The sequence below is a fragment of the Pseudomonas sp. S3_C06 genome (assembly GCF_054667675.1).
Genome location: NZ_CP162747.1, coordinates 1,443,633 through 1,461,992 on the forward strand (window position 1 = coordinate 1,443,633; position 18,360 = coordinate 1,461,992).

Here is an 18,360-nt window from a genome sequence, read left to right on the forward strand (position 1 = left end):
TCCAATCAATGATCGAAACAGCATAGCGCTGCCCTTCGAGTATGCTGGCCTCCTCGCTATATAGTTTTGTATATTGCGAAACCGAAATCGCCAGAACCTTTCCATGCCGTCCAGCCAACCTGTGTGTCCATGAGTGCCATCCGCGTACGCAACGAGCAGTTGATCCTCGCCGCCGCCAGCGAAGAATTCGCCGCCAACGGCTTCGACGCCACCCAGACTCGCGACATCGCGGCACGTGCCGGGGTGCCCAAGGCCAATCTGTATTACTACTTCCAGACCAAGGAAAACCTCTACGGCAAAGTGCTGCTGGGTTTTGTCGAACCGCTGCTGGAAGCCTCAGCGGCGCTGCGTGAAAGCGATGATCCGCTGACGGGGCTGCGCGCCTACATTGCCGCGCGGATTCGGATTGCCCGCGAGCATCCGGCGATTGCCAAGGTGTTCAGTGGCGAATTGCTGCTGGGCGGTCGACAGTTGCCCGACGAGTGCCGCGATCTGTTGCAGGCCGAAGCGCGGCGCAATGTTGAATGCCTGCGCAGCTGGATCGAGCGCGGTTTGCTCGCGCCGGTGGATCCGGAACATTTGATGCTGTTCATTTGGTCAGCGACGCGTACGTACACCAATATTGGCTGGCAGATGGGCCGGATCATGGGGCTTGAAGTGCCGCAGGATGAGGACTATCAAACGGCGGCGCAGACGATCACGCGGATGGTGCTGGAGGGCGTGGTCGTAGCGCCGCGAGTCGGCGAGATTCGTGGGGTTTTGTTTGCGACTTGAGGGAGGGCTGCTGCGCAGATCAGGGCATGAAGTCTACGGGGAGTTCCAGATGATCTTTCATGCGCTCGTTCCAGTCGTGCAAGGCGTCGGGTAGACGTTTTTTCCATTTCGCAGCATTAGTGTAATAGCGCAGACGCGAGTGGCCGGTACTGTCACAGGTCACCAGCAGCACCCAGAAATGGCCAGCGGTTGACCGCATCACGACGCCGGTACCGCCGAGGCCGCGCATCCACATCTCCCAGACCTGACTGCCCGGCACATCGGTGCCTGGCTCACCCGTCATCAGGGAGCCGGACTTTTCCACCAGTGTCTGATAATCACCTTTGAGCAAGGTGTGCAGTGCCTGGTTCTCTTCCGGTGTTTGCGCCAGGCCCAGGCTGAGCATGTCGTAATCCAGCATCAGCGGTTGCTGCGAGGCGACAAAACGACCGGTGTAGTAGACGCCCAATCCGGCACTGCAATATCCGCCTGCGCCCACGAGCGAAATATCCAGCACACCGTTGATGGGAGTGAACGACAGGGTGCACTCGTCTTCCGAGTAAACGGCCTTACCGTCCTTGAGTGTGGCGATGCCATCCAGATCACCGGAGTTGGCGCCCTCAGCTGCCGTAATGTCGATGCTGATGTGCGTAGCATCGCGGCGCTGGGTTATCACCGTCGCCGAGGTTGAAGTCCCCGGCGGAACAAGCTGCCAGGTCGCGTCCCAACTGAAGGGCTGGGTGGCGTGTTCAAGTTCGGTCAGGCGCATCAGGTACTGGCGGCGCAAACAGGCCGTCTGCTCACCACAGGCGTTGCGATTTTTCAGCCACTGCCGCTGGTCCGTCTTGAGAGCTTGGGCATCGGGGACATTAGCCAATGTCGAATGCCACAGCTTGCCCAGCGTCTCGTCGAGCAGCGAAATCTGCGGGTCACCACAAATGGCTTTTTCAGTTTTGCTGTTGGCCGTGGCGCAATCGAAACTGCTGGCTTGGGTAACAGAGGCAAACGCAACGGACATCAGCACCAAGGCATGACGCAGGGAGATGGCGAACATCGAGAGATTCCATTCTTCGGACGGCGCGCAGTATGCCAGTGCTGCTGCCGGAAATCCCCACTGTAGGAGTGAGCCTGCTCGCGATAGCGTTCTGTCAGACGATGCTGCGCCAACTGACACACTGCTATCGCGAGCAGGCTCACTCCTACAGGTTTTGTGTGGGTTGTCAGAACGTGATGTCGGCTGCGGGTATGACGTCGATCCGCGCCACGGAGCCGGTCAGGTGCGCCAGATCCTTGTTGTGTTCGGCGATGATGTCTTCGGCGCTCATGTTGCCGTTGTCGACCGTGGAATGCGCGTCGGCCACAAGCACCACGTCATAACCCAGTTGATGGGCCTGACGCACGGTGGCGTTGATGCAGTAATCGGTTTGCAGACCACAGATGACCAGTTTTTCGAAATCTTCGCTCGGCAGCAGTTTGCGCAAGTCTGTCTGGTAGAACGAATCCGGCGTGGTCTTGCGTACGCGCAAGTCCTCAGGCGATGTCTCAAGCCCTTCGGCCAGTTGCCAGCCTTCGGCGCCAAGGGCCAACGGGCTGTCCTTTTCTTCATGCTGGATCAGCACCACTGGCACACCTGACTTGCGCGCCCGGGTGCTGAGACCGTTGATGGTGTCGATCACCCGGTGAATGTCATGGCACTGATATTCGCCCGAGCAGAGGGCGCGCTGGACGTCGATGATCAGTAATGCGGTGGTCATGATGAGCCTTCCTTGATCAGTCCTCGAGACAGGGGCGGACGTGAGCCCGCCCCCTTTTTACGCCCCTCAGTAACCCAGTGACAAGCCGGTGTTGCGGCGCGGATCATTGGCGCCGTAGAAACGGTTTTTGCCAACGGGCTTACCGCCCAGCGAAGGTGCCCCCACCAGAATCGCGGCGATGTGGTTGGCGTCCTGCGGGCCGGCGAACTTGTGGCCCCAGCTCTCGAGAATCTTGCGCGTATCGGGGCTGGCGGCGAAGTCCTCGAGGTTGGTTTCCTCCGGCATCCACTGCTGATGGAAGCGTGGCGCATCGACCGCTTCCTGAAGGCCCATGCCGTAGTCGATGACGTTGAGCATGGTCAGCAAAGTCGCCGTGATAATGCGGCTGCCACCCGGTGTGCCAACCACCATCACCACTTTGCCGTCCTTGGTGACGATGGTCGGGCTCATCGATGACAGCGGTGCCTTGCCCGGCGCTATCGCATTGGCTTCGCCCTGCACCAGACCGTACATGTTCGGCACGCCGACCTTGGAGGTGAAGTCGTCCATTTCATCGTTGAGGATTACCCCGGTCTTGCTCGCCATCACGCCCGCGCCGAACCAGTCGTTGAGGGTGTAAGTCACCGACACGGCATTGCCCCACTTGTCGACGATCGAATAGTGGGTGGTGTTGCTGCCTTCATGGGGCGCTACGCCGGGCTTGAGTTCAGCCGACACGCCGGCCTTGTTCGGTTGGATAGCGTCGCGCAGTTTGGTCGCGTAGTTCTTGTCCAGCAGGTGCTCGATCGGGTTTTTGACGAAATCCGGATCGCCGAGGTAGCTGTTGCGATCGACATAGGCGTGGCGCATCGCTTCAATCTGATAGTGCATACCCTGAGCCGAATGGAAGCCCAGATCCTTCATCGGATAGCCTTCGAGGATGTTCATGATCTGGCAGATCACCACGCCGCCGGAGCTTGGCGGTGGCGCCGAGACCACATGATAACCACGGTAGTCACACTCCACCGGCGCCAGTTCGCGGGTCTTGTATTTGTCGAGGTCGGCCTGAGTGATGATGCCTTTGTTGGCCTGACTGGAGGTCACGATGGCATCGGCGACCCAGCCTTTATAGAAGCCGTCGGCGCCTTTATCGGAAATGCTCCGCAGGGTTTTGCCGAGGTCCTTCTGCACCAGTTTCTGCCCGACCTGCATCGGCTCGCCGTTGTGCAGGAAGATCGCGCCGGAATCGCGCATGTCCTTCTTGAACACGTCGGTGGCGTACTCCAGCAACTCGACGTCACCCTGCTCCAGCGCAAAGCCGTCTTCCGCCAGTTTGATCGCCGGGGCAATCATCTCCTTGCGCGGCTTGGTCCCGTATTTGCTCAGCGCCAGTTCCATGCCAGAGACCGTGCCGGGCACACCCACCGCCAAATGGCCACGGGTGCTCAAGTCGGGAATGACGTTGCCTTCCTTGTCGAGGTACATGTTCGCGGTGGCCGCCAGCGGCGCTTTTTCGCGGAAATCGAGGAAGGTCTTGCGCCCGTCCGCCAGTTGAATGGTCATGAAGCCGCCACCGCCGAGGTTGCCTGCTGCGGGATACACCACCGCCAGCGCGTAACCCACGGCGACTGCCGCATCGACGGCATTACCGCCACTTTTCAGTACGTCGACACCCACATGGGTGGCCAGATGTTGCGCGGTGACCACCATGCCGTTTTCGGCGGCAACCGGTGCGACTGACGCCGCGTGAGCCATGAGACAGCTGAGTGCCAGTGAGGTCGCTATCAGCGATTTGGCCAAAGGTTCGTACTTCATGAGTCGATCTCTTTTTTTGTTTTCAGGGTCTGTGCAAAACAGAGGCGGAACGCTTCAAGAGCATCAAGCAGTATGGTCGGCTTTGCGTATTGCGCCTCCCCGATCAGGCAGTATGCTGGGCACTGTTGCTGTCCTGATCCGGAGTCTGCCGTCATGCCCTATACGTTCATCACCCTGCCCTCGCCCGTCGGTGAGCTGAAGCTGGTCGCGAACGGCTCACGACTGGCGGCCATCCTCTGGGAAAACGACAAACCGAACCGCGTGCGCCTCGGACCGATGAGCGAGGCACCCGACACTCCGATCCTGATTCGAACGGCTCGACAACTTGAAGAATATTTTTCCGGGACGCGTGACTGTTTTGATCTGGAACTGGATTTCGCTGGCACCGACTTTCAGAAAAAGGTCTGGGCGGCGCTGCTGACCATTCCATTTGGCGAGACGCGGACCTACAGCCAGATTGCCGAACAGATCGGCAACCCCAGCGCCGTGCGGGCAGTGGGAGCCGCCAACGGACGCAACCCGATTTCCATCGTCGCGCCGTGTCATCGGGTGATCGGCGCCTCGGGGAAGCTGACCGGGTTTGCCGGTGGGCTGGAGGCGAAAGAGCGCTTGCTGACCCTTGAAGGTGGCGACTGGTTGCAGATTGGCAAAACCGGGGATTTGTTTTAGTCAGTTAATACGAATCAAGAGATCGCAGCCTTCGGCAGCTCCTACCTTGGAATGCATTTTCCTGTAGGAGCTGCCGAAGGCTGCGATCTTTTGATTTATCAGTTAAACAAGTTATTCATCGCCGCATACTGCAACAGCATGATGGTCTTGGCGTCGCAGATCTCACCGCGCTGAAACGCTGCCAACGCTTCGTCGAAGCTCCACTCCAGCACTTCCAGTTCTTCGGTTTCTTCTTCCAGACCGCCACCGTCGCTGACCTTCGATGCAGCGTCGTATTCGGCAATGAAAAAATGCAGCTTCTCGGTCACCGAACCGGGACTCATGTAGGCCTCGAACACCTTCTTCACATCGTGCACGCGATAACCGGTTTCCTCCTCAGCTTCATCGCGAATCCGTTGCTCCGGCGCCGCGCCTTCGAGCAACCCGGCCGCCACCTCGATCAACAGACCATCATGACCATTGACGAACACCGGCAAGCGAAACTGCCGTGTCAGCACCACCGTGCGCTGCTCGCGGTTGAACAACAGAATCGCAGCGCCATTGCCGCGGTCGTAGACCTCACGGGTCTGACGCTGCCACTCGCCATTGTTGCGGTGATAATCGAAGGTGATTTTCTTCAGCAAATACCAGTCATGGGACAACACCTGAGTGTCGACGATGTTGACCCGCTCGGCTGTGTTGGACATGACGTCTGATCCTTTTGTCATTGAAGGCTCCCGGGTAGGTAAAAGCCCATTTTTGTGAACGAAAAAATGAAACCGTATACCGCCCCACAAACTATGTCGAAACATCCTACATACATCACCTACTCGCCCGACTTCTTTCCTGTTTGATCCCCCGCAAAGTCCGCGCACCTTTTTGATGTGCGCGAGAACTGCGAATGCTTCCAACCGATCGGCTGCTGGCCCTGAACAACAGCATCGGCCTGCTCGTCGTTGCTGCTTTGAATCCCGATGAGCCGGATTTTGACAACCTGATCTACGAGTTCCGCCTGTGTCTGAACAACTACGAGGCCTGGGCAGAGCAGTTCTGGACAGGCACCGCGCTGGATATCGAGCAGGTGTTCACTGTCGGCAACGACGTGCGCCTCAGCGCGCCGATCAAGTCGCGTCAACCGCTCAGTTCATCGGTGGTCATGTGCCCGGCCAGCGGAGCGTTGACGCTGGTGCATATGTTCGAGGCCGCGCGGTTCGTGCCGATCGGCGATACGCCGGTGACGCTCGAACCGGTGCTTGCCGATGTCGGTGGCGTGCTGACTTTCGGCGAACCGCTGCACCACACCATCGGCCCCAGCGGCATTCTGCAGGTGACCGACTGCGATCGGGGCCAGCGTTATCGCATCACCTTCTTTCCCGATGTGTCCACCGACCATGTGCGTGCGCTGTATGCCTCTTATGAAAGTGTCATTGCAGGCCTGGAAGGCTGGCTGCGCGCTGAGTGGGCAGGGTTTCAACCCCAGTGGACGGAGTTTTCCAGCGCCGGGTTTCTTCAGCGTTACGGTCAGTTGCAACAGGCCGACTGGCGCGGGTTCGAGAAAGCCCTGAATGGCGTTTGGGACGACATTAAACAGGTATTCGCCCTCCTCGCCGACCTGCAGGCCAACAGCGAAAAGCTTCTGGAATACCTCAGCGAGGCCGAGCTTGAGGCGTTATTGAATGCCTCCAGCGACGCCATTGCCAACGGCTTGTTGATCCTCAGTGACGAACCTCTTCTGTTTATTCATCTGGCCGCGTTTACCAGTTGGCTGAAGATGCTACCGCCGCAGTATCTGGCTGAAGTGGTGGCCGAGGTGCGGGTCGAACTGCTGATCAGCTTTCTGTTGATGGGGTTGTCGGGTGGTGTCGGCGTGCCGGTGCGCCTGAGCAGCAAGGTGCTGGCGAAGGTCAAGTCGCCGCGGGCGCGGGAATGGCTGGCGGCCTCGGCTTTGCGCTTGGCCGAACTGACGTCCTCGGCGGATTTGACGCGGCATGCCAGCGTTTTGAAGCCGCTGATGCTCAATGTGCGTGACGTTGAGTTGAAACCGACACCGGCGATACCGCTGAACATTCGTCAGGCCGATTCGCTGGTGTTGACCGTGCCGAATCCGGCGCCTGTTGTGCGTGACAAGTCTGGCGCTTCGAGCCAGTTGGAACGGCATGAGCCGCATGACGACTCGTCGGATCAGGCGAAAAACCCCAACGGCGACAGCGCCGATTGCGTGCCCTTCACCTGCACCAATGGCTGCCCGGTATCGATGGTCACCGGTGAGGAACTGCTGACCCTGAGCGATGCCGTGCTCGATGGCGTGTTGCCGTTTGAGTTCACGCGGTTGTATCGCAGCAGTGCCACCGAAATCGATGTTGGGCTGGGGTTTGGCTGGAGTCATTCGCTGGCGCATCGGCTGGAGTTTTTCGCTGATGAGGTTGTTTGGGTCGATCACGAAAACCGGCGCACCCGCTTTCCGCTGCCGAGTATTGAGCGACCGGCGATTCACAACAGCCTGTCGCGGGCGGCGATTTTCCTGGGCGATGAACCGGAAGAGCTGATCCTCGCACTGGCCGGGGACGCGGCGCGGTTTTATCACTTTCGTGCAGGACGGCTGACGGCGATCAGCGATGCCTATGGCAATCGTCTGACGGTGCAGCGCGATCGCTCTGACCGGGTGCAGCGCCTGGACAACGGTGCCGGGCGTTCGCTGCTGTTGCGGTATGAGCGGGCGCAGTTGCTTGGTGTGGATTATCAGGTGTTTCGTGACGGTGCCTGGAGCACCGAACAGGCGCTGGTCAGTTACCGCTACGACGCCTATCGGCACCTGATCGAAGCGACCAACGCCGTCGGTGACAGCGAGCGTTACGACTACGACGACGCCCACGTGATTCTGCAGCGGCAACTGGCCGGCGGCGCGAGTTTTTTCTGGGAGTGGGAGCGGTCGGGGAAAGCCGCGCGTTGCGTGCGTCACTGGGCCTCGTTTTCGCAGATGGACACGCGTTACGTCTGGAATGACGACGGCAGCGTCGCGGTGCATTACGTCGATGGCACCGAAGAGGTTTACGTCCACGACGAGCGTGCGCGGCTGGTGCGCAAGGTCGAGGCCGACGGTGGCGAGCAGCTCAAGGCCTATGACTCTTCGGGGCGGTTGATTGCCGAGCAGGATGCCTTGGGCGCTGTCACTGAATACCGCTACGACGAGGTCGGACGGCTGATTGCGCTGATTCCGCCGGATGACGCGCCCACGTCCTACGAGTATCGCAACGGTTTCCTGTTTCGCCGTTCGCGCGGTGATGCCGTGTGGATCTACCGGCGCAATGCCGAGGGCGATGTCACCGAAGCGGTCGACCCCGACGGTCAGGTCACCCATTACTACTACGACACCCGGGGTCAGTTGCTGTCGATCCGCTACCCGGACAGCAGTCGGCATCGTTTGGTCTGGAACAGCCTTGGCCAACTGACCGAAGAGACCTTGCCCGACGGCGGCGTGCGGCGGTTTTCCTACGATGCACTGGGGCGGCGGACCACCACCGCCGACGAACACGGAGCGGTCACCCGCCAGCATTGGGACGCCGTTGGCCGACTGATTCAGACGACTTTTCCTACCGGCAGCACTCGCGCCTACAGCTATGGCGCCTACGGTCAGGTCACCGCCGAGCGCGATGAACTCGGGCGCATCACCCGCTACGAATACGACGATGACCTGCACCTTGTCTCGCGGCGGATCAACCCCGACGGCACGCGGGTGCAGTACCGCTACGACCATGCGCAACTGCTGCTCACCGAGATTGAAAACGAATCGGGGGAAAAGTACCGGCTGGATTACACACCGACCGGGCTGATCCGTCAGGAAAGCGGTTTTGACGGCCGGCGCACGGCGTACGCCTACGACCTCAACGGGCATCTGCTGGAGAAGACCGAGTTCGGCGATGACGGCTCTTGTTTGCTCACTGCGTATGAGCGCGATGCTGCCGGGCGTCTGCTGATCAAGACCCTGCCCGACGGCCTCAAGGTCACCTACCAATACGACCGTCTCGGCCGTTTGATTGGCGTCGACGACGGCCAGCAACACCCGCTGGCCTTCGAGTACGACCGCCAGGACCGCTTGATCACCGAGCATCAGGGCTGGGGCACCCTGCGTTACCGCTACGACGCCTGCGGCCAGCTCAAACGCATGCGCCTGCCGGACAACAGCGTGCTCGACTACCGCCACGCCAAGGGCGGCGCGCTGACCGACATCGACCTCAACGGCACGCCGCTGACCCGTCACGTCTATAAGTCCGGTCGCGAACAACAACGTCAGCAGGGCCTGCTGCTCAGCGAATACTCCTACGACGATCAGGGACGATTACTCGCCCACGCCGTAGGCCATCAGCGCGATGCGTTGTACCGCCGCGATTATGCCTACAACGCCAACGGCAATCTCGCGCACATTGCCGACAGCCGCCACGGCCAACGCACCTACGGTTACGACGCCCTCGACCGGCTGATCCGCGTACGCCACTCACGCGACGAACTGCCGGAATCCTTCGCCCACGACCCGGCCGGTAACCTGCTGATGCAGGACCGCCCCGGCCCGAGCCAGATCCAGGGCAATCGCTTGCTCATGCAGGGCGACCGTCATTACGACTACGACGCCTTCGGCAACCTGATCCGCGAACGCCGCGGCCGCGCGCAGACACTCGTCACCGAATACCGCTACGACTGCCAGCACCGCCTGATCGGCCTGACCCGCCCCGACGGCCAGACCGCGACTTACGCCTACGATGCTTTCGGCCGACGCATCCGCAAAACCGTCGGCGACGCCACCACCGAATTCTTCTGGCAAGGCGACCACCTCGTCGCCGAAAGCAGCGAACACGAATACCGCAGCTACGTCTACGAACCCGGCACCTTCCGCCCCCTCGCGCTGCTCGACGGCAAAGGCCCGAAAAAAGCCTGCCCGTTCTACTACCAACTCGACCACCTCGGCACCCCGCAGGAACTCACCGACTACAGCGGCGACATCGTCTGGTCCGCGCAATACGACGCCTACGGCAAAGTCGCCGCACTGACCCTGGCCGGCGAGGACTACCTGAACCAGCCACTGCGCTTTCAGGGGCAGTACTTCGACGGGGAAAGCGGGCTGCATTACAACCGGCATCGATACTACGACCCGAGGCTGGGGCGATATCTGACGCCGGATCCGATCAAGTTGGCCGGTGGGTTGAATCAGTACCAGTACGTGCCGAATCCGACAGGGTAGGTAGATCCGCTGGGGTTGAGCTCTAACTGCCCACCGCCGAATAAGCCTGGGTGTGAGGTGCCGGGTGGGATTGACGGGGCCAAGGTTGATGAGGGTGAACCACAATTACCGGACTTAATCCATGGCATTGACCCACATTCAGTGAAGCGAACGCATGCAATTATGGGAAAAAAATCAACTAAAGACGTCGAAAAAATAAGGGATCAAATGCGAGCGGATGGCTACGATGTCAGCTACCCCATAGACGTAGCAGAACATCAGGGCACCTTCTATATTCTAGATGGACATCACCGTGCAGCAGCTGCAAAACAAACAGCAACGCCAATAACTATAAAATTGATCACAAATATCAGAGAGCATAAAGGACAACTTAATACGATCGAAGAAGTCATTGAATCAGCTAACAATGTCGGATACGACCGATTGGAGCATCACAGAAGAAGATGAAAACAGCCGATAAAAATCTTGAGGACCTAATAACTGACTTCCTTTCAAAAGTTGAAAGTGGAACAGAATTACTACAAAAAAAATTTGGCACTCGGAATATTTTAAGACTCTGGCGGAGCAAGCAAATCGAACGCTGCGGTGAAATAACTGATGAAATTCAATATGAGCTGCACGGCGTAGGGTGCGCCATTCATTTCCCATCAGAATCAGTGGACTTCGATTACGGCTCGAACAGCAGAATCGACGGCTTTGACGTATGGCGCCTTTACATTTACGCTTCGGACAGGCCGCTTACATATGAAAAATACTGCGACAAGAAAACACTCGAAAAAGAATTCAAAGAGCTTATCTATTTAAACAGAATCGAAAAAATGTCGATCAATGACAATCTTTACGTCCTAGTAAAAACCAAATAAAAATATACCCGCACGCATTCCAAACCAATAAAAAAGCCCGGCAGCGCTACCGGGCTTCTTTATTTGCAACTACCGAGCGATGAGCGATTGCATGTCACCGACAGCCTGCTCGGCAGCAGGAACCCCGTGAATCAACGGCCCATAACGCCTGCTGAACTCCCAGTTGTACGGCACGCCATCCTTGCTGGTGCCGTTGTCCCAATTCACCGACCAGGTCATCAAACCTTTAATCGACAGACCCTTGATCGCCAGACGCTTGAGGACATTCCCGACCACGGTTTTGTCGATCACATAACCGGTGGCCGCCGCATCGTTGTTGGCCGGCAGGCCGATGACGAACTTGTCCGCCGGGATCCGCGTGAAGCCGCGAGTGCCGGTCACCAGACTTTCGGTCAGGTAGTAAAGGAAATCCTCCTTCAGCGCATCGTTGTTCTGCGCAATCCAAGCACCCGCGCCATTGTTGGCTTCGGGCACCCAGACCCCGTCACCGCCCTGATTGTAGAACTGCGGGGCGATAAAGTCGTAGTAGCCTTCCAGTGCCTGCAGGTAGCTCACGTAGTTGCCGGTACTGGTCAGATACGGGAACTCCGGGGCCATGCTGATGATGAAGTGTTTGCCCTGGCCTGCGTAGTGATCCTTGACCCGTTTCAGCGCGGCCGGCAGGACGGTCTTGTTGGCAGCGAAATCAATCGCGCTCTGTTCAAGATCGATGTCCAGTCCATCGAAGCCATAGGTTTCCACCAGACGGATGATTTCGTTGGCCAGCGGCTGTTCCTGACCGCTGCGCAATTCGATATGCGCATCGGCACCGCCGAGGGAGATCAGCACGGCCCGACCCTGACTGTTGAGCACGCCGACCTGGCGGCGGAACTCGGCATCGGACACGTTGAACGGCTTGAAGGTCGGAATGCCGCTGCCCTTCATGAAGGCCACTGCAACGACGTTGTACTCCTTGGGCACTTCCTCCAGCGAGAGGCTGGCAAAGCGGCCTTGGCGATAACCATCGCTCGCCCCCGCTGGCCAGTTGTGCCAGAAGCCCATGAGGATCTTTTTGCCGGCAATGCTCGGCATCAGCGAAGCGGCATCGCTCGCCGGGTTTTGCATTAAAGAAAAGTCGATATTTGACATGTTCTAATCCTTCAGAACGTGTGGGTTTGACGACGCAGCGCCGTTATTTGAAGTCGACGTCGAAGGCCTGATAGAAGGCGTTACCGGTGTTGGCAACGATCCACATCAGCACGATCACGTGATGGCCCCTCTTGTTGGCTGGCAGTTTCACCGCGTGATTGACCTTGGCCTTCAGCTCATTCGGATAGCTGTAATAAGGCACCTGAGTGTAGAAGTCCTCGAAAAACGGTTGCGCTTCCAGTTGCGCGCGGCTGATGCGTTGTTTCGGGTCCCAGCCATCCTTGGTGATCAGCCAGCGGTAGCCGCGGGTGGTGTGCGGCGCGGTGTATTCCCACTTGATTTCGAGGGTCTGCCCCGGCGTGACATTGAGCAGCGGCCAGGTAAACGGGCGAGCGAGTTTCTTGCTCATCTCTTCATTGGTGAAGTTCACGCAATCGCGGGCATCGTTCTTGCCGCCGCTGAGAATGTAGCCGTCGGCCGGTGGCGTGACACTGTCCGAGTCGCTCTGGTAAGGGGCCGGAAACGGCCCCGCTGCCAGTGCCGGGAAATTCTTCCCGCCTTCCATTTCGTTGACCTGCCAGGCGCCGAGCAATCCTTGCTCGATCGCCACCGCACCGCGGCTTGCAGGGGAGATGACACGACCGTGTCGCAGTTGGGTTTGTGCTTGTGGTTGATTCATGTTTTTCACTCCGTTGATTTAAGAACTCTCCTTTCCGAGGAGAGGCCTTCAAGCTAACGGAGACGAATTTTTTGTCCATCGGCGGTTTTGTCGCAGTCGACGGCCTCAAGACGTAAAAACACTGAAAATACTGGATGTATATACAGTCAATTACGATAACGCCCACCCGAGATGGCGCCAAAAGATTACACGCCAATGCTGCAAAAACTGCCATTCAGTACTCACGGTAACTGTGCCTTGAACTCCTTTTCGTACTGCCCGGCAAGCTGTTCTTTCTGTTTCTCGTTGAGCAATTTTCCGGCCATCTGGAAGAACTTCTGCTCTTCTTCCTTTAAATGATGATGAACCTTGTCCGACAGCTTCTTCGCGGTTGCCAACCACGCCGGACTGGACATCTCGGTCTCGTCGAGTTCTTCCATCATCTCGTCCATTTCATGGTGTTCAGCGATGGCATGGCGACTCAGATCGACACCGTCATCAAGCTCCATCAGCGGAATGTAGAAATGGCGCTCTTCAGCAGTTTCATGAGCCTGGAGTTCTGCCTTGAGCTGTTTGTAAGCTTCGACCCGTTCCGGCGTATCGCCGCTGGTTTCGATCAGGGTTTTGGCGTAGCTACGCTGGCGGTCATGGCTTTCGCGAAGGGCTTCGAAAATATTCATGGGGGATCCTCATCAACCGCGTGCTGGAATGACGCTGTAAAGGCTAGACCCCGACGCGAGAGCGGCAGTTCCACCGGGTTGCGGCAGGGCTTGGAAGACAGGCGCCGGGCAGGATAGGCTGCGGGTTCAAACTACAAGGAAGTCACGTATGAATTTGCGCATCGAGCTGTCACAAAACCCGAGCGAAGAAGAACGCACAGCCATCCTCGCGCCGCTGCGTGCGCACAACGTTGCCAAAGCCGGACCGTCGACCTTCGAGCCGATCGCTCTGTTAGTGCGTGATGAACACGATGCGATCCTCGGAGGTTTGTATGCCCACACGTTCTATCGTTGGCTGTTCATTGAGTTATTGGCCGTGCCGGAACAGGGTCGCGGCAAAGGTATCGGCTCGCAGTTGATGCAGAGGGCGGAAGATCTGGCACGGGAAAAAGACTGCGTTGGCATCTGGCTCGACACCTTCTCCTTCCAGGCTCCGGAGTTTTACAAGAAGCTTGGATTCAGCGAATGCGGAGAGATTCTGGATTACCCCTTGGGGCATAAGCGGCATTTCTTCCAGAAGCGACTGATTGGTTGAATGTTGCGGCCCCTTCGCGAGCAGGCTCGCTCCCACATTGGAACGCATTGCAAAATGTGGGAGCGAGCCTGCTCCGGGCGGCGTTCCGACGAAGGTGGCAGCCGCTTCAGCGCATGATCAGAGGCAGGTCGCTAAAGCCGCCAACCGGCGCTTGGCGACAAAGTCATCCTTCTGCGCGTAGTAATTCAGCGTCGTGCCCGAAGCTTCAGTGATCACGTCGACAAACGACTCCGCCGAACGGGTATACACCGTCGTACCGCCCGATTTGCGCGGTTCCAGATACGCCGCCGCATCGACGCCGAACACCGCCTCGTCCTGCCAGCCGAACTGCACACACTGCGCCACGACTTTTTCGGCTTTGTCCGAAGTCAGTACTTTATAGGGGGTTTTGGTGCGAGCATCGTCCATCACCGAGCCTGCGCAACCGGCCAGCAGCGTCGCCGCCAGCGCTACCATCAGAATTCGCATTGCATTCGCTCATTCAGAAAAAAGCGGACTGTATCACCGCAGCAGCAGAAATCGTTCTGCTTTACTGCATTTATAGCGCGACACGCGCAGGCCGCTGCGGCAACCTAAGGTCATCAGCCTCACAAGGAAAACACATGGCGCCTACCGACCAGCGACATGAACATGCCCTGAAAGTGTTTCTCGACGCGCGTCCCGAACTGCGCGAAACCCTCGACCACCTCAACCCGTTGCTGGCCCAGGCCAAAGGCGAAACGCAGGCGCAGTATCGTGAAGAACGACTGCATGAAGCGTTTGAGGCCGAGGCGGAAAGTCTCGGTCTGTTCGCCTGGGAGTTGACCTTGCAACTGACCGCTGATTCGCCTGAGGAGTATCAGGCGCAGCGTCTGGAAGTTCACCGTGAAGTCGCAGAAATGGCCGGTATGGATTGGCTGGAATATTGCGATCTGTATGGCATAGAACCGTAACCACCGCGAAAGGACACCGCCACTCATGCTGCCATCCGCCTCGACTCACCGCGCCAGCCCCGGCCATCTGCACACGCAGAAGTGGCGCGGGCGGGTGGGTCTGGCACTGGTGGCCAGCCTCTCGGTACTGGCCGGAATGACCGACGCCATCGGTTTTATGGCCAGCGGCGACTTCGTCTCGTTCATGAGCGGCAACACCACTCGACTCGCTGTGGCGATCAGTGATGGCGATGTCGGGCTGACCGTGCGTCTGGTGATTCTCGTCGCAACTTTCGTTGTCGGTAATGCTTTGGGTGTTGTAGTTGCGCGCTTGGGTGGACGCCGGGCGCTGCCGCTGCTGCTATGTATCGCTACCCTGCTGTGCGCAGCGGCGGTCTGGCCATTCGACACGCAACTGCCGGCGCTGATGGCGGCAATTATTGCGATGGGCATGCTCAATGCGGCGGTCGAAGAGGTAAACGGCTTGCCGGTCGGGCTCACTTACGTGACTGGCGCATTGTCGCGATTCGGCCGTGGATTGGGCCGCTGGATGCTTGGCGAACGGCGCAGCGGCTGGCGGGTGCAACTGGTGCCATGGAGCGGGATGTTTATCGGCGCGATTCTGGGGGCGGTACTGGAACATCATCTGGGGCTCAAAGCGATGTTCGTCAGCGGGTTGCTGGCCGCGATGATCGGGCTGCTCTCCCTGAAAATCCCGCGGCGCTGGCAGTTGGGTTACATGCCTCGCTAATCAACGCCTTCCCCGGTTTCCCTGTAGGAGCTGTCGAGTGAAACGAGGCTGCGATCTGTTGATCTTGTTTTTCAGAATCAAGATCAACAGATCGCAGCGTGCCGCAGCTCCTACAGAGATCGTGCTTCCCTGTAAGCGCTGCGATCCTTTGCGGTCTGCAATGCTTTATCATGGCCGCAGTTTTGCTGATCGAGTCCGTCATGAAGTTCGCCATTGCGCTGTTTTCCGCCGCCCATGCGCCCTCCTCGCGCCGCGCCCTGCTGTTTGCGCAGGCTGCGCTGGCCGGTGGGCATGAGATTGTCCGGCTGTTTTTCTATCAGGACGGCGTTTATAACGCTTCGGATGCGCTAGTCACCCCGCAGGACGAACTGGATCTGCCCAAACAATGGCGCACGTTCATCAGCGAGCAGAAGCTGGATGGCGTGGTGTGTATCGCCGCCGCCCTGCGCCGTGGTGCGCTGAACGCTGAAGAGGCCAAGCGTTATCAGCGTGAAGCGATTTCGGTCAGCGCGCCGTGGGAATTGTCCGGCCTCGGTCAGTTGCATGACGCAGTGCAAGATGCTGACCGCTTGATCTGCTTCGGAGGTGCGTGAGATGGCCAAGTCCCTGTTGATCATCAGCCGCCAATCGCCATGGTCAGGCCCCGGTGCCCGCGAAGCGCTGGACATCGTGCTGGCCGGCGGCGCCTTTGATCTACCGATCGGTTTGCTGTTTCTCGATGACGGCGTGCTGCAACTCAGCGCCGGGCAAAACGCCAAGGCCCTGCAGCAGAAAGACCTCAGCGCCAACCTGCAGGCGCTGCCGATGTTTGGTGTAGAAGAGCTGTTCTATTGCGCTGAGAGCGCCATCACTCGCGGTCTCGACAACTTGTCGCTGGACGAAGCACAGCCGCTGGCCGCCGAGCAAATCACCGCCCTTATTGACCGTTACGACCAGGTGATCACCCTCTGATGTCGACTTTGCATGTGTTGTCTCATTCCCCTTTTGGCGACGATCGTCTGACCAGTTGCCTGCGCCTGATCGGCAGTACTGATGCTTTGTTGCTGTCCGGCGACGCGGTCTACGCGTTGCAAGCGGGCACTTCTCCGTTTAGCGCACTGCAAAGCCGCCAGATCAAATTGTTCGTTCTGGCCGAGGATGCACAGGCGCGCGCCATCGAAGTGCCGGACTGGGCCAAAGCCATCGATTACCCGGCCTTCGTCGAGCTGTCGATCCACCACGACAAGGTCAACAGCTGGTTATGAAGGCCATGACCGTCGGCGCCCGCGCCATCGAACTGGACAAGGACGGCTTCCTCGTCGACCTGAGTGACTGGTCGGCTGATGTCGCCAGTGCGCTCGCCGCCGCCGAAGACATCGAGTTGACGCCCGAGCACTGGGAAGTCCTCGAACTGCTGCGCAGCTTCTACGAAGAATTCCAGCTGTCCCCGGCCACCCGGCCGCTGATCAAGTACACCGCGTTGAAACTCGGCCCGGACAAAGGCAACAGCCTGCACCTGAACCGACTGTTCAAAGGCACCCCTGCCAAACTCGCCGCGAAACTGGCGGGCCTGCCCAAACCGACGAATTGCTTATGACCGACTTTCCAGCGCTGACTCTCGAAACGCCCACCGAGCATCCCTTCGCCCAGTTCGTGCGCATCCTCGGCAAAGGCAAACGTGGCGCTCGCGACCTGACGCGCGAAGAAGCCCGGGAAGCCATGGGCATGGTGCTCGACGACAAGGTTGAGGACACCCAGCTCGGCGCGTTCCTGATGTTGCTACGACACAAGGAAGAAAGCGCCGAGGAAATGGCCGGCTTCACCGAAGCCTTGCGCGCACGTTTGCAGGCACCCACGTTGAACGTCGATCTGGACTGGCCGACTTACGCCGGCAAGAAGCGCCATCTGCCGTGGTATCTGCTGGCGGCGAAGTGCCTGGCGCAGAACGGAGTGCGCATTTTCATGCACGGCGGCGGCGCTCATACCGCCGGGCGTCTGTACAGCGAGCAGCTGCTCGGTGAGTTGAACATCCCGTTGTGCCGCACCTGGCAGCAGGTCGGCACAGCACTGGACAACGGCGGACTGGCATTCATGCCGCTGGTGGACTGGGCGCCGCCACTGCAAAAGATGATCGACCTGCGCAACACCTTGGGTCTGCGCTCACCGATTCATTCGCTGGCGCGGATTCTCAATCCGCTGGGCGCGCGTTGCGGGCTGCAAAGTATTTTCCATCCTGGCTATCAGGCCGTGCATCGCGATGCCAGTGGTTTGCTTGGCGACACGGCGATTGTGGTCAAGGGCGACGGCGGCGAAATCGAAATCAACCCGGATGCCGACAGCCACCTCTACGGCACCACCGGCGGCGAAAGCTGGGACGAGGAATGGCCACAGTTGTCGGCGCAACGCCACGTCAAACCGGCGACCCTGGACGTTGAACATCTGAAAGCCGTGTGGCGTGGTGAGGTGGTCGACAGTTACCCGCAAATGGCCCTGATTGCGACCATGGCCCTGGCCTTGCGCGGCCTCGGCCAACCCCGCGAACAAGCCTTCGCCACCGCCGAGCAATACTGGACTGCGCGGAACAAATCGATTTAACCGATCATTCGCGCCCGATCTTTGCGCTTTTTGTTCGAA

General features: G+C 58.9%; 19 protein-coding genes and 1 pseudogene. 12 read left to right on the forward strand and 8 right to left on the reverse strand.

The window, feature by feature from the left end:
* Positions 1–129 precede the first annotated feature (129 nt).
* A complete protein-coding gene (locus tag AB4N44_RS06210; RefSeq protein WP_460109681.1) occupies positions 130–774 on the forward strand; it encodes a TetR family transcriptional regulator C-terminal domain-containing protein in 645 nt (214 codons plus the stop codon).
* Positions 775–793: 19 nt separating this feature from the next.
* Here the strand turns inward: AB4N44_RS06210 and AB4N44_RS06215 are convergent, their stop codons facing one another.
* The 3 genes from AB4N44_RS06215 to ggt form a co-directional block, all read right to left on the reverse strand.
* Positions 794–1,807 (reverse strand): lysozyme inhibitor LprI family protein, encoded by a 1,014-nt coding sequence (locus tag AB4N44_RS06215; RefSeq protein WP_160040944.1) that lies wholly within the window; start codon positions 1,805–1,807, stop codon positions 794–796.
* Between the two features lie 166 nt (positions 1,808–1,973).
* The gene (locus tag AB4N44_RS06220) at positions 1,974–2,507 is read right to left on the reverse strand and encodes a cysteine hydrolase family protein (protein WP_150775039.1); all 534 of its coding nucleotides are present in this window, start codon (positions 2,505–2,507) and stop codon (positions 1,974–1,976) included.
* Positions 2,508–2,573: 66 nt separating this feature from the next.
* A complete protein-coding gene (ggt, locus tag AB4N44_RS06225) occupies positions 2,574–4,301 on the reverse strand; it encodes a gamma-glutamyltransferase (protein ID WP_127928894.1) in 1,728 nt (575 codons plus the stop codon).
* A gap of 153 nt (positions 4,302–4,454) precedes the next feature.
* On the opposite strand from ggt, the gene AB4N44_RS06230 reads away from it, so the two are divergent.
* Positions 4,455–4,970 carry a methylated-DNA--[protein]-cysteine S-methyltransferase gene (locus AB4N44_RS06230; protein WP_127928896.1) on the forward strand — a complete coding sequence of 172 codons (516 nt, stop codon included), beginning with the start codon at positions 4,455–4,457 and terminating at the stop codon, positions 4,968–4,970.
* A gap of 98 nt (positions 4,971–5,068) precedes the next feature.
* On the opposite strand, the gene AB4N44_RS06235 is transcribed toward AB4N44_RS06230, so the two are convergent.
* Entirely contained in the window at positions 5,069–5,656 is a 588-nt protein-coding gene (locus AB4N44_RS06235; protein ID WP_160040946.1) for an NUDIX domain-containing protein, read from the reverse strand.
* A gap of 194 nt (positions 5,657–5,850) precedes the next feature.
* On the opposite strand from AB4N44_RS06235, the pseudogene AB4N44_RS06240 reads away from it, so the two are divergent.
* Positions 5,851–10,629: pseudogene (locus AB4N44_RS06240) on the forward strand (RHS repeat-associated core domain-containing protein).
* Positions 10,626–11,045 carry a DUF6896 domain-containing protein gene (locus AB4N44_RS06245; protein ID WP_460109679.1) on the forward strand — a complete coding sequence of 140 codons (420 nt, stop codon included), beginning with the start codon at positions 10,626–10,628 and terminating at the stop codon, positions 11,043–11,045. The pseudogene AB4N44_RS06240 and the gene AB4N44_RS06245 overlap by 4 nt, the downstream one beginning before the upstream one ends.
* Positions 11,046–11,114: 69 nt before the next feature.
* Here AB4N44_RS06245 and AB4N44_RS06250 read toward each other — a convergent pair whose 3' ends face one another.
* The 3 genes from AB4N44_RS06250 to AB4N44_RS06260 form a co-directional block, all read right to left on the reverse strand.
* Positions 11,115–12,173: a chitinase gene (locus tag AB4N44_RS06250; protein WP_460158193.1), complete on the reverse strand. Its 1,059-nt coding sequence runs from the start codon at positions 12,171–12,173 to the stop codon at positions 11,115–11,117.
* Positions 12,174–12,216: 43 nt separating this feature from the next.
* Positions 12,217–12,852: a lytic polysaccharide monooxygenase auxiliary activity family 9 protein gene (locus AB4N44_RS06255; RefSeq protein ID WP_127928902.1), complete on the reverse strand. Its 636-nt coding sequence runs from the start codon at positions 12,850–12,852 to the stop codon at positions 12,217–12,219.
* A gap of 221 nt (positions 12,853–13,073) precedes the next feature.
* Positions 13,074–13,511, reverse strand: coding sequence for a hemerythrin domain-containing protein (locus tag AB4N44_RS06260; RefSeq protein ID WP_127928904.1), 438 nt, complete (start codon positions 13,509–13,511; stop codon positions 13,074–13,076).
* A 148-nt stretch (positions 13,512–13,659) separates the two neighbouring features.
* On the opposite strand from AB4N44_RS06260, the gene AB4N44_RS06265 reads away from it, so the two are divergent.
* Positions 13,660–14,085: a GNAT family N-acetyltransferase gene (locus tag AB4N44_RS06265; RefSeq protein WP_127928906.1), complete on the forward strand. Its 426-nt coding sequence runs from the start codon at positions 13,660–13,662 to the stop codon at positions 14,083–14,085.
* Positions 14,086–14,202: 117 nt separating this feature from the next.
* Here the strand turns inward: AB4N44_RS06265 and AB4N44_RS06270 are convergent, their stop codons facing one another.
* Positions 14,203–14,553 carry a hypothetical protein gene (locus tag AB4N44_RS06270; RefSeq protein ID WP_127928908.1) on the reverse strand — a complete coding sequence of 117 codons (351 nt, stop codon included), beginning with the start codon at positions 14,551–14,553 and terminating at the stop codon, positions 14,203–14,205.
* Positions 14,554–14,687: 134 nt separating this feature from the next.
* Between AB4N44_RS06270 and AB4N44_RS06275 the strand changes: the two genes are divergently transcribed.
* From AB4N44_RS06275 to AB4N44_RS06305, 7 genes are all read left to right on the forward strand, one after another.
* A complete protein-coding gene (locus tag AB4N44_RS06275) occupies positions 14,688–15,017 on the forward strand; it encodes a DUF6388 family protein (protein ID WP_016987055.1) in 330 nt (109 codons plus the stop codon).
* Positions 15,018–15,042: 25 nt separating this feature from the next.
* The gene (locus tag AB4N44_RS06280; protein ID WP_460109676.1) at positions 15,043–15,747 is read left to right on the forward strand and encodes a YoaK family protein; all 705 of its coding nucleotides are present in this window, start codon (positions 15,043–15,045) and stop codon (positions 15,745–15,747) included.
* Positions 15,748–15,947: 200 nt separating this feature from the next.
* Complete coding sequence (gene tusD, locus AB4N44_RS06285) at positions 15,948–16,340, forward strand: sulfurtransferase complex subunit TusD (RefSeq protein ID WP_150751082.1); 393 nt, start codon at positions 15,948–15,950, stop codon at positions 16,338–16,340.
* A 1-nt stretch (position 16,341) separates the two neighbouring features.
* Positions 16,342–16,698, forward strand: coding sequence for a sulfurtransferase complex subunit TusC (gene tusC / locus AB4N44_RS06290; RefSeq protein ID WP_127928914.1), 357 nt, complete (start codon positions 16,342–16,344; stop codon positions 16,696–16,698).
* Positions 16,698–16,991, forward strand: a complete 294-nt coding sequence (gene tusB, locus AB4N44_RS06295) for a sulfurtransferase complex subunit TusB (RefSeq protein ID WP_460109673.1) — start codon at positions 16,698–16,700, stop codon at positions 16,989–16,991. Before tusC ends, tusB begins: the two co-directional genes overlap by 1 nt.
* Positions 16,988–17,323: a TusE/DsrC/DsvC family sulfur relay protein gene (locus AB4N44_RS06300; RefSeq protein WP_150775033.1), complete on the forward strand. Its 336-nt coding sequence runs from the start codon at positions 16,988–16,990 to the stop codon at positions 17,321–17,323. The genes tusB and AB4N44_RS06300 overlap by 4 nt, the downstream gene beginning before the upstream one ends.
* Positions 17,320–18,321 carry a glycosyl transferase family protein gene (locus tag AB4N44_RS06305; RefSeq protein WP_460109669.1) on the forward strand — a complete coding sequence of 334 codons (1,002 nt, stop codon included), beginning with the start codon at positions 17,320–17,322 and terminating at the stop codon, positions 18,319–18,321. The genes AB4N44_RS06300 and AB4N44_RS06305 overlap by 4 nt, the downstream gene beginning before the upstream one ends.
* Positions 18,322–18,360 lie beyond the last annotated feature (39 nt).

Excerpts from the sequence above, each read along its gene's own strand:
- AB4N44_RS06210 (WP_460109681.1), top strand. The coding sequence starts at position 130 with ATGAGTGCCATCCGCGTACGCAACGAGCAGTTGATCCTCGCCGCCGCC.
- AB4N44_RS06215 (WP_160040944.1), bottom strand. The coding sequence starts at position 1,807 with ATGTTCGCCATCTCCCTGCGTCATGCCTTGGTGCTGATGTCCGTTGCG.
- AB4N44_RS06220 (WP_150775039.1), bottom strand. The coding sequence starts at position 2,507 with ATGACCACCGCATTACTGATCATCGACGTCCAGCGCGCCCTCTGCTCG.
- ggt (WP_127928894.1), bottom strand. The coding sequence starts at position 4,301 with ATGAAGTACGAACCTTTGGCCAAATCGCTGATAGCGACCTCACTGGCA.
- AB4N44_RS06230 (WP_127928896.1), top strand. The coding sequence starts at position 4,455 with ATGCCCTATACGTTCATCACCCTGCCCTCGCCCGTCGGTGAGCTGAAG.
- AB4N44_RS06235 (WP_160040946.1), bottom strand. The coding sequence starts at position 5,656 with ATGTCCAACACAGCCGAGCGGGTCAACATCGTCGACACTCAGGTGTTG.
- AB4N44_RS06245 (WP_460109679.1), top strand. The coding sequence starts at position 10,626 with ATGAAAACAGCCGATAAAAATCTTGAGGACCTAATAACTGACTTCCTT.
- AB4N44_RS06250 (WP_460158193.1), bottom strand. The coding sequence starts at position 12,173 with ATGTCAAATATCGACTTTTCTTTAATGCAAAACCCGGCGAGCGATGCC.
- AB4N44_RS06255 (WP_127928902.1), bottom strand. The coding sequence starts at position 12,852 with ATGAATCAACCACAAGCACAAACCCAACTGCGACACGGTCGTGTCATC.
- AB4N44_RS06260 (WP_127928904.1), bottom strand. The coding sequence starts at position 13,511 with ATGAATATTTTCGAAGCCCTTCGCGAAAGCCATGACCGCCAGCGTAGC.
- AB4N44_RS06265 (WP_127928906.1), top strand. The coding sequence starts at position 13,660 with ATGAATTTGCGCATCGAGCTGTCACAAAACCCGAGCGAAGAAGAACGC.
- AB4N44_RS06270 (WP_127928908.1), bottom strand. The coding sequence starts at position 14,553 with ATGCGAATTCTGATGGTAGCGCTGGCGGCGACGCTGCTGGCCGGTTGC.
- AB4N44_RS06275 (WP_016987055.1), top strand. The coding sequence starts at position 14,688 with ATGGCGCCTACCGACCAGCGACATGAACATGCCCTGAAAGTGTTTCTC.
- AB4N44_RS06280 (WP_460109676.1), top strand. The coding sequence starts at position 15,043 with ATGCTGCCATCCGCCTCGACTCACCGCGCCAGCCCCGGCCATCTGCAC.
- tusD (WP_150751082.1), top strand. The coding sequence starts at position 15,948 with ATGAAGTTCGCCATTGCGCTGTTTTCCGCCGCCCATGCGCCCTCCTCG.
- tusC (WP_127928914.1), top strand. The coding sequence starts at position 16,342 with ATGGCCAAGTCCCTGTTGATCATCAGCCGCCAATCGCCATGGTCAGGC.
- tusB (WP_460109673.1), top strand. The coding sequence starts at position 16,698 with ATGTCGACTTTGCATGTGTTGTCTCATTCCCCTTTTGGCGACGATCGT.
- AB4N44_RS06300 (WP_150775033.1), top strand. The coding sequence starts at position 16,988 with ATGAAGGCCATGACCGTCGGCGCCCGCGCCATCGAACTGGACAAGGAC.
- AB4N44_RS06305 (WP_460109669.1), top strand. The coding sequence starts at position 17,320 with ATGACCGACTTTCCAGCGCTGACTCTCGAAACGCCCACCGAGCATCCC.